Origin of the sequence: Spirulina subsalsa CS-330, assembly GCF_028330765.1 — a bacterium.
GTDB lineage: Bacteria > Cyanobacteriota > Cyanobacteriia > Cyanobacteriales > Spirulinaceae > Spirulina > Spirulina subsalsa_A.
This window is the reverse complement of the sequence record NZ_JAQMTY010000026.1, coordinates 1-9,428: the sequence shown is the minus strand read 5'-3', so window position 1 is coordinate 9,428 and position 9,428 is coordinate 1. Positions and strand designations below refer to the sequence as shown.

Genomic DNA, 9,428 nt, shown 5'->3' with positions numbered 1-9,428 from the left:
TGTCGTTCTCGAAAAAGGTGGAGAACCACATTGGGGCGATATGGCTGTTCATCCATGAGTACAATCGGGGCATCAGAGAGAAGCTGGCGGAGCAAGATGCCCCTATCTTTTCCTCTAGCCTGCACTAAAATGCACTACCGACGAGGTTTTAAACCCATTTTTTTGATAAAGTTTATTGCCATGGCCCTGGGGGGCAGCAATCAAGCGGCTGAGGATGCCACCGGAGGGGAGCAGATTGCTTGTCTGCACGCTATGGCGTTGGGCGATCGCTCCTAGACGGGGTCACGAAAAACGTAGATCGTGGTTCCGTCACTGGGTAAGCTGCCCGCACTCAAGGAGAGGGTTTGACTGCCTAAGCGGCGGATTTGGTCGGGGGAATAGAGGCTTAAGAAGGTGTCGAGGCTGGTGATGTCGCAGGCGGCGGCATCGGCGGCGTTGGTGCGGTAGTGGGTGGGAACGGCGATTTTGGGGTTGAGGGTTTGGATGGCGGCTTGGGCTTCTTGGGGGTTGTAGGCTTTGGGGCCACCGCCAACGGGGACAAAGAGAATATCAGGCCGCCCCATGAGAATTCGTTGCTCAAACTCAATGGGGGCTGCCGCGCCGCCGAGGTGGAGAATATTCACGCCGCCCTGTTGCCATTTCCAGACGACGTTGGTGCCGAAGCGGCGGCCCCCGTTGCGATCGTGGGCGATCGCAATCCCCTCAAACTGACTTGACCCCACCGTATAGGCTCCCGCCTGGAACAAAATACGCGGATTTCCGGGGGTATCGGCGGCGGGTGCGCCTTCATCAAAAAGGCGGCTACTCATCAAAATATAATCCACGGCCGGATTGGGGACAGGATACCCAGCGGTACAACCGAGGGCACGAAAGGGATTCACTAACACCCGTTTCCCTCCGCCCGTAAACAGCACACAGGTATGACCATACCAGCGCATCGATAGGCCTGCGCCTTGGGCTTGGGCTGGGGAACCTGAGACTTGACTCAGGCCGAGGGTGGTAATGGTACTGGCCCCTAGGTAACGGAGAAAGGTGCTTCGCTTCATGAATTCTTTGCAGGTTGAGGATGGAGAGCGGCAAGAAAATTCCGCAAGAGGTTTTTTCCGACCGGGGTTAAGACACTTTCGGGATGAAATTGTACACCTTCAAGGTGGGGATAGTCCCGATGCCGGAGTCCCATGATCGTGCCGTCGTCTACCCAGGCGGTCACTTCGAGCGTGGGCGGTAGGGTTTGGCGATCAACCACAAGGCTATGATAACGAGTGGCTGAAAAGGGATTGGGGAGGTTCTGAAAAACACCTTGGCCGGTGTGGTGAATTTCGGAGGTTTTGCCATGCATCAAAATCGGGGCAGACACCACCGTACCGCCAAAGACTTGACCCAGACTCTGATGCCCTAAACAAACGCCTAGGATGGGAAACTGTGCCCCTAGGGTTTGGATGATGGGGACGGAAATGCCCGCATCATCGGGGCGGCCGGGGCCGGGGGAAATGACGATGCCATCGGGGGCGATCGCAACAATCCGGTCAAGGTCAATTTGGTCGTTACGATAGACGCGGATATCGGTCGCGACGGGAAATTCACTCGCTAATTCCCCCAGATACTGCACCAAGTTGTAGGTGAAGCTGTCGTAATTATCAATAACCAGTAGCAAAAACGGTACTCCTTTCGTCAGCGTAAATAAGGTCGAGACTGTCGAGACTGTCGAGACTGTCGAGGTTAGAACAAGGGGACGATCGCCGCAAACAGGGGAGGCAACAGAATCACCCCGGCGACAAAAATAGAAGCGATCGCCGCCACTAACACCGCCCCAGCCGCGCAATCTTTCGCCACCTTCGCCAGTTCGTGATAGCTCTGTTCAACGGTCAAATCCACCACCGATTCGAGGGCCGTATTGACCAATTCCAACACCATCACCAGGGCACAGGTGAGCGCCACCACCGCCATTTCCACCCGACTAATCTGTAATCCCACACTTAAGGCGATCGCAGCGATCGCAATTCCCGTATGAATCCGAAAATTGCGCTGGGTTTTGAAGGCGTAGATCACCCCCGCCCAAGCATAACGAAAACTCACCCACAAATTGGGGGCAATTTGCCAGGCCAGGGGGCGAGAGTTGGAACTACGTTGGGGCATCACAGCGTAAAGCGAGGGAACAACGGGGGTTACGTCGCATTGGGGAGGACGATGGGAGTTGAGGGTCATGGCTGTTCATGGGAAGCGGCACGGAACACGAAACAGAAACAGAACCGGGCAGCGGGATGATCGTCGCACTGTACCCCAGTGAACCGAAGACAATTGTTAAAGTCCTATTCCTGATCGCTGTCCACAGTTTTAGCATCCTAGGGCGATTCCCGTGGTTTTTGAGCAACAAAATCATGACATTCAACTCCCAAACCCGGTTTAGATGCGGTGTTCTTGGGTGGATAAATCCCGGCCGGGCAGATGTTGGAGCGATTCAATCAATGCCTCTTGTTGGGCTAGCATCTGTTCTAAGTCCGCCTCAGTGGGATGATCCCAGCCCAGCAGATGTAAAACACCATGACTCACGAGCCACAGGATTTCTCGATCCAGCCCATGGCCTTGGGTCTTGGCCTGCCGTTGTGCCGTTTCGACGGAGATGATCACATCGCCGAGATCCACGGGTTCATCGGGGGGATACCAGGCTAATGTTTGTTCTAAGGCGGCAAAAGCCAGTACATCGGTGGGGCGATCCATGGCACGATACTGGGCGTTAAGCTGATGAATTTCAGCATCATCGGTGAACCGTAGGCTCAGTTCATAACTGGGGGCGGGGGGGAGTTCGGGGGTAAGCTGGACGAACCAATGGCTAATCCAGCGTGACCATTGTTCTGGGGCGATCGCACCATACCCCCCATCATCCTGAAGATTGACGGTGACTGTCATCGGTGGCTGAGACTCCATCACCCCTAGCGCGTTAAATAGGCTAAACCAATCAGCAGCCCCAACAGACCCGTTGCGGAAAGGAAAAAATGTGTTAGGGATGTGCCCTTTTTGCGCACCATGTTCCGCATGGCTAACTTCACATAACTGGCTTGCTCTTCTTCCGGAGCATCGGCCGCAGGTTCATCGGTGGCTCTGGTTTCCGGCGTGACTTGGGATGCAGACTCTTCCATGATTTCGGATGCTGTTGCTCGAACTTGCAATATAACTTCACAGTATCACGGAACTTTCGGATTCAGGGGTGCGATCGCTGCCCTCGACCCAAGAAGGGAAACCGATTCGCAAATCCGTTTCCCTTCAAGATGATCTACCCGCCAAGGTAGATCATTAAAACTTATTAAGATTAAGACCTGCTTCTTTAGCAACGGCGTGTAATCCTTTCTTTTGAACCGTTTTCAACGCTTTCGTGGATAATTTAATCCGTACCCAGCGATTCCCTTCTGCCCACCAAATCCGCTTCCATTGCAAGTTTGCTTCTTGCAATTTCTTCGTGCGACGGTGTGAGTGAGAAACAGCGTAGCCGTTGTTAGCTTTTTTGCCCGTGATTTGACAGCGACGTGCCATGGTTACCAAGACCTCCTAAAAATCGTCAGGTGAGCCGCGATCTTCAATTGTATATCAGACTTTGAAAATCCCCAGGTTAGGGTGAAAATCTCCTGACTCCCCAGGGCGATCGCCCCTCGAACAGTTGACGGCACAGATCCCCCGTCCTGAGGCTGAACCCCATCCCAGGCGGCGACTTCCCTGCCTTACCGATCCGGAAACCTAGGGAATCAGGGAATATTAGGTTAAGATCGGAGCAACATTGGTTCCTTAATGTCTCAATTTTTGGTGAGCTGCATATGAAATCTCGCACCCCCTTTGGCCATGCGTCCCCCACCATCCGTCCCCTTCAACTGCGGGATGTGGAAGCGATCGCAACCTTGGCACAACGGGTGTGGGATGACTCCAAACTTCGGGAGTGGCAAAGTCTGAATCGTAAACTCAACCAATTTCAGCATTGGTTTGGCTTGCTGAATGTGCTGCGTCTTTTTCCCAACTTGACCCAACATCAGTTTTGCATCTACGTGGCCGAGCAAGAGGGCCAACTGTGCGGCTTGATTCATGTCATGCCCTGCAACCGGACTCGCACCACCTGGCGCGTTGAGCAAGTGATGTTTGATGCCGCAGCAGCGGCGATTAATAGCGGCTTAAACCTCAAAAATACCGGCTCACACCTCCTCCGCCACTGTTTTGAAGTGTTGTGGGAAGCTCGCACTTGGGTGTTAGAGGTGAATATCCAGGACAAGCAAACCCTCGCCCTCTATCGGCAAAATGGCTTTCAACCCCTGGCCCAAGTCACCAACTGGAACATCAGCCCGGACGTATTGCAACGCATTGCCCAGCATGAACCCTCCCTGCCGAACCTGCTGCCGGTGAGCAATGCCGATGCTCAGTTGCTCTATCAACTGGATACGGTGTCGATGCCGCCCCTGTTGCGTCAGGTGTTCGATCGCCATGTCGAAGATTTTAAAACGCCGTTCTGGAGTGCGATCGCCAACAATATCCACAACTGGATTAACCAAACAGAAGTGGTGAGTGGCTATGTGTTTGAACCCCAGCGGAAAGCCGCGATCGGGCATTTTTCCCTCACCCTCCATCGGGACGGCGATCGCCCCCACGAAGCCCTCCTCACCGTTCATCCCGCCTATACCTGGCTCTACCCTGAACTGATGTCCCAAATCGCCAAAGTCGCCCAAACCGTCCCCGGCACTCCCCTCCACATCACCTCCACCGACTATCAAACCGAGCGCGAAGACTACTTCGAGCACCTCGGAGCCGAGCGCATTGAACACACCCTCCTGATGTCGCGTTCCGTGTGGCACAAGCTGCGGGAAACCAAGCCCCTCGAAGGCCTCCAACTTCCCGATATGCTCGGACTCCAACCCGCCCGCACCCCCATCCCCACCCGGATGTCCTGGGCTAAATTCCTACCCAAACGGGATCATCGCACCGATTCATCCCGCCCGAACCCGCCCGAAACCCAAGCCTAAGCCCCTGCCACCATGGAACGGATTGCCGCCTTAGGATTGGACGTGGGCAAAAAACGGATTGGAGTCGCCGGGTGTGACGGCCTGGGGCTGATTGCCACGGGGCTAACCACGATCACCCGCCATTCCTTCGCCCAAGATGTGGCGGCGTTTCAGTCCCTCGTAGCAGAGCGGCAGGTGCAGCAGCTTGTGGTGGGGTTGCCCTACACCATGGATGGAGCGATCGGATTCCAAGCCAAACAGGTGCAAAAATACGCCCAACGTCTCGCTCAGGCCCTCCAACTCCCCGTAGACTATGTGGATGAGCGGCTCACCTCCCTCGAAGCGGAGGCCCAAATGGAAGCCCAGCGGATCTCGATCCGTCAAAACAAGGGACTGATCGATCGCAAGGCCGCCGCGATTATTTTACAAACCTGGCTCGACCAACGGCGGCGATCGCCCTAACTCGGTCACGTCGTTTGACAGCGCGATACCCTATATTGGTGCTCAAATTTTCTCAACCATCATGTTGCCTAAAGACGATCTCCTCAAAGGTGTTGAAAATCGCGATGCTGTGACTCGTGTGATTGACCAAGCGGAACAAGCCCTGCGCACCTGGGAAGTGGTGATGACAGACTTTCTCTCGCCGCCGGTCTTAATCGAGGCTCAACGCGCCTTTGCCAAGCTGACGGAAATTGAGTTAAGCGCAGGCGGTGGCTATCCCCAGGCAGAACGGCAACGGCTGGCGATCGCTCGATCCGAACTGCCCCTTGACCCCAGCCAAGTCGAACTCGCCGCCCTTGATGTGGCGGGAAATTTTCTCTTTGACCCGGCGACCCATCGGGATTTTCTCGGCTCGATCCTCGGCACGGGGATTGTGCGGGAAAAAGTGGGGGATATTGTTGTGCTCGGTGAACGGGGCGCACAGATGATCGTCGTGCCGGAATTGGTGGAATTCCTCTGCCAAAGCCTGGTGCAAGTGCGATCCGTACCCGTGAAAACCCAACCCATCCCCCTGGAAGCCCTCAAAATTCGCCCCCCCAAACGCAAGGAAATGACCACCGTTGAAGCCTCAATGCGGCTGGATGCGATCGCCTCTGCCGGATTTGGCATGTCCCGCAGCAAAATGTCCGACGCGATCAGTTCCGGTGATGTGCGCGTCAACTGGAAAGACATCACCCAACCCAGCCACACCGTCCAAGCCGGGGATCTCATCGCCATGCGCGGCAAAGGTCGCCTCGAAGTGGGCGAAGTGGCGATCACGAAAAAGCAACGCTACCGCATCCAACTCACCCGCTTAGTTTAGCGGGCCATCCCCTAACGACGGGGCAACTTTGGGCGATTCTGGTGGCGGGATTTGCGGAGGCGGAGCACCAGGGGAATCGTGAGGCAATAACTGAGGACAGCAGCGATCGTCCCCACCACAAAACACCCCACCCCCAAGGTCAGCGCAAATTTCCACCCCAAATAAAACAAATCCGACGAAGTCCAGTCAATCGTTGAGAGATCAACATCCTTAACCCGCAAAATCTCCTGACCCACATGGAAATTAAACGCATAAATCGGCACATAGGTGAGCGGATTACTAATCCAAGTCGCCGCCATTGCCGTCAAGCGATTACCCCGCAACAGCGTCGCCCCCACCACCGCTAGCAGCGTCTGCAACCCAAAAAACGGGAAACAGCCGAAAAACACCCCGATCGCCACACCCCGCGCGATCGCCTTCGGTGTCCCCCGCAGCCGTAGGATCTGATAGTAGTAGTAATGAACCTGCTTCCGCCACCAGGAGCGGCGGGGACGACAGGATGAAAGTTTAGAAATGGTCTTGGTCACAAATTGTGTCACCTGGAGCCGACATCTCTTAATTGTACCGATAGTGTTCCTCCCCATGCGATCCCCATTGATTCAGTTTCCCTGCAAGTTGTGAGCTTAGGCCACTGCACGATGAAGTCGGATGAGATCAAGCATTGTGCAAAATCAACACCAAGAGCCGTTTGGGATCGAAGATAGGGCAATTTCAACTCGCGATCCTCAACCAATTGTAATTTAGTCAATCACATCAACGATCGCGCCGCTGGGTTTGAAGCCATTCAAGCATTGCGCTGTATTCTTCCCCCCTATTCACCCGTGCCTGATATTGTGGCGATCGCTTCAGAACGCCTAGGGGATCAGGACGGGCCATTTAACGGCGCTCCAGAGGTGGTGATTGAAATTCATTCCCGTGATCAAAGCACCTTAGATTTACAAACGAAAATCCTCCATTTTCTCCGCTGTGGAACATAATTAGCCTGGTTGATTGACTGCGATCGCCAACAAATTTGGGCATGGGAAGGGGAGAATTTACCAATGATCTATGGTGGGGGGGATGAGCTACCAGACTTTGGGTTAGGGCTTGAACTCACGGCGGATCAGGTGATGGCGATGACACAGCAAAAACGCTAAATCTCACCCGAAAACCTGTAGAGAAAGGCTTAAGGTTGCCGGGGGTCGCTCAGATTTCACGGTAGGCTAGGGGCGAATTTGGCCCCCTTGAGAATTTGTCATGACTGCGATCGCTTGGAAAAAACTGCAAAATGGTTCCGATATTCGCGGCGTTGCCCTAGAGGGTGTGCCCGATGAGCCCGTCAACCTCACCCCGGAAGTGGTGGCGCGGATTGGTCAAGGGTTTGTCACCTGGCTCAGTGAGCAGCAGGGGAAAGGGTGCGATCAATTAGCGATCGCCGTGGGCCGCGATAGTCGCCTTTCGGGCCCCGACCTAATGAGCCACATCACCACAGCGATCGCCAGTCTCGGAGCCACCGTCTACGATGTCGGCCTCGCCTCCACCCCCGCCATGTTCACCAGCACGATCGCCGCCCCCCTCACCTGCGACGGCGCGATCATGCTCACCGCCAGCCATCTCCCCTTCAACCGCAACGGCTGCAAATTCTTCACCGCCCAAGGGGGACTCAACAAACCCGACATCACCGCCATTCTTACCCTCGCCGAGGCCAACGCCTTCACCCCTGCCCCCACCCCCGGCCCAATCCACCCCACGGACTTCATGAGCCACTACGCCGCCCAACTGGTGGAGATGATCCGCCAAGGGGTCAACCATCCCGATCACTACGATCGCCCCCTCCAGGGTTTAAACATCATCGTCGATGCGGGTAATGGTGCGGGGGGATTTTACGTCAGTCACGTGTTGCAACCCTTGGGCGCAGACACCACAGGCAGCCAATTTTTAGACCCCGATGGCACGTTTCCCAACCACATCCCCAACCCCGAAGATGAAACCGCGATGGCGGCCATTTGCGCGGCAGTGACAGGAAATCAGGCGGATTTTGGGATTATTTTTGATACGGATGTGGATCGGGGGGCGGCGGTGGATGCCACGGGGCGGGAGTTGAATCGGAATCTGTTGATCGCGTTGATTGCGGCGATTACCCTGCGGGAACATCCGGGATCAACGGTGGTGACGGATTCGATTACCTCCGACGGTCTGACGCGCTTTATTGAGCAGGATTTAGTGGGGACGCATCACCGCTTTAAACGGGGCTACAAGAATGTGATTAATGAGGCGATGCGGCTCAATGAAACGGGAGAGGAGTCCTGGCTGGCGATTGAAACGTCGGGCCATGGGGCGATGCGAGAAAACCACTGGCTCGATGATGGGGCCTATTTGGTGAGTAAGGTCTTGGTAGAGTTGGCGCGGGCGAAGTTGGCCGATCGCCCCGTGACGGACTTGATCGCGACACTGCAAGAACCCGCCGAAAGCCAAGAATTTCGCCTCAAAATCCATGCCGATGACTTTAAAGCCTACGGTAATGAAGTGATCGCGGCGTTGACGGCTCATGCGGAAGCCGAACCGGATTGGGCGATCGCACCCCAAAACCATGAAGGTGTCCGAGTCACCTGCACTGCTCCCACCGAATCGGGTTGGTTTCTCCTCCGTCTTTCGCTCCATGATCCGGTGATTCCCCTCAATGTGGAAACCAATGTGACGGGCGGCGTGGCGAAAATTCAAGCGCGATTGTTGGACTTTCTCCAACAGTTTGACGCGCTAGATTTAACACCGTTGCAGTCATAATGCAGCTATCTTAAATGCAAAAAGAGGACTCCCGCTACACCGTTAGGTTAGCGGTGAGATGAATTTTTGCCCACAAATAAACCGACCAACGGGAGACGACTGAATTCAGTTTTGTGTTAAAATCGCAAGGCCGACGCACCCAAGTGTGCCTAGAGAGGCAAGATTGGTGGTTCTCACCAGATAAAATGTCCGACCAAAAAGAAATACCTGATCACAGGGGCGGCATAGTTTATGAAGGAGAAATCAAAACATAACTAAGTTTTTGTTGTCTGCTGCGGGACATTCAGTGGACGTTAAACAGATGCTTGTGGAGGGGAATCTGGACGGGGTTTCAAGACAGAGATGACTTGAGACTAGACAAACCCAATGAAGCAAGAATCCCCCGT

At 54.8% G+C, this 9,428-nt stretch carries 12 protein-coding genes; 5 read left to right on the top strand and 7 right to left on the bottom strand.

Annotated elements, in window-relative coordinates:
• Positions 1–272: 272 nt before the first annotated feature.
• The 6 genes from PN477_RS01920 to rpmB all read right to left on the bottom strand — a co-directional run bounded on the left by PN477_RS01920 (position 273) and on the right by rpmB (position 3,528).
• Positions 273–1,046: an MBL fold metallo-hydrolase gene (locus tag PN477_RS01920; protein WP_272117866.1), complete on the bottom strand. Its 774-nt coding sequence runs from the start codon at positions 1,044–1,046 to the stop codon at positions 273–275.
• Positions 1,043–1,654, bottom strand: a complete 612-nt coding sequence (locus PN477_RS01915) for an anthranilate synthase component II (protein ID WP_272117864.1) — start codon at positions 1,652–1,654, stop codon at positions 1,043–1,045. The genes PN477_RS01920 and PN477_RS01915 overlap by 4 nt, the downstream gene beginning before the upstream one ends.
• A 65-nt stretch (positions 1,655–1,719) precedes the next feature.
• Positions 1,720–2,136, bottom strand: a complete 417-nt coding sequence (locus tag PN477_RS01910; protein WP_272117862.1) for a diacylglycerol kinase — start codon at positions 2,134–2,136, stop codon at positions 1,720–1,722.
• A 267-nt stretch (positions 2,137–2,403) separates the two neighbouring features.
• Entirely contained in the window at positions 2,404–2,925 is a 522-nt protein-coding gene (ybeY, locus tag PN477_RS01905) for an rRNA maturation RNase YbeY (RefSeq protein ID WP_272117860.1), read from the bottom strand.
• 5 nt (positions 2,926–2,930) lie between these two features.
• Entirely contained in the window at positions 2,931–3,137 is a 207-nt protein-coding gene (locus PN477_RS01900; protein WP_272117858.1) for a DUF3285 domain-containing protein, read from the bottom strand.
• 154 nt (positions 3,138–3,291) lie between these two features.
• Positions 3,292–3,528 (bottom strand): 50S ribosomal protein L28, encoded by a 237-nt coding sequence (gene rpmB, locus PN477_RS01895; protein WP_072619413.1) that lies wholly within the window; start codon positions 3,526–3,528, stop codon positions 3,292–3,294.
• A gap of 278 nt (positions 3,529–3,806) precedes the next feature.
• Between rpmB and PN477_RS01890 the strand changes: the two genes are divergently transcribed.
• From PN477_RS01890 to PN477_RS01880, 3 genes are all read left to right on the top strand, one after another.
• On the top strand, positions 3,807–4,997 hold the full coding sequence (locus PN477_RS01890; RefSeq protein ID WP_272117856.1) for a GNAT family N-acetyltransferase: 1,191 nt from the start codon (positions 3,807–3,809) through the stop codon (positions 4,995–4,997).
• Between the two features lie 12 nt (positions 4,998–5,009).
• The gene (gene ruvX, locus PN477_RS01885) at positions 5,010–5,438 is read left to right on the top strand and encodes a Holliday junction resolvase RuvX (RefSeq protein ID WP_272117854.1); all 429 of its coding nucleotides are present in this window, start codon (positions 5,010–5,012) and stop codon (positions 5,436–5,438) included.
• Between the two features lie 61 nt (positions 5,439–5,499).
• Positions 5,500–6,279, top strand: coding sequence for a photosystem II S4 domain protein (locus tag PN477_RS01880; RefSeq protein WP_272117852.1), 780 nt, complete (start codon positions 5,500–5,502; stop codon positions 6,277–6,279).
• An 11-nt stretch (positions 6,280–6,290) separates the two neighbouring features.
• Here PN477_RS01880 and PN477_RS01875 read toward each other — a convergent pair whose 3' ends face one another.
• Positions 6,291–6,806 (bottom strand): DUF2062 domain-containing protein, encoded by a 516-nt coding sequence (locus PN477_RS01875; RefSeq protein WP_272117849.1) that lies wholly within the window; start codon positions 6,804–6,806, stop codon positions 6,291–6,293.
• A 225-nt stretch (positions 6,807–7,031) separates the two neighbouring features.
• On the opposite strand from PN477_RS01875, the gene PN477_RS01870 reads away from it, so the two are divergent.
• Both PN477_RS01870 and PN477_RS01865 read left to right on the top strand, forming a co-directional pair.
• Entirely contained in the window at positions 7,032–7,256 is a 225-nt protein-coding gene (locus PN477_RS01870; protein WP_272117868.1) for a Uma2 family endonuclease, read from the top strand.
• Positions 7,257–7,515: 259 nt separating this feature from the next.
• The gene (locus PN477_RS01865) at positions 7,516–9,042 is read left to right on the top strand and encodes a phosphomannomutase/phosphoglucomutase (RefSeq protein ID WP_272117847.1); all 1,527 of its coding nucleotides are present in this window, start codon (positions 7,516–7,518) and stop codon (positions 9,040–9,042) included.
• The last annotated feature ends 386 nt before the right edge of the window (positions 9,043–9,428 follow it).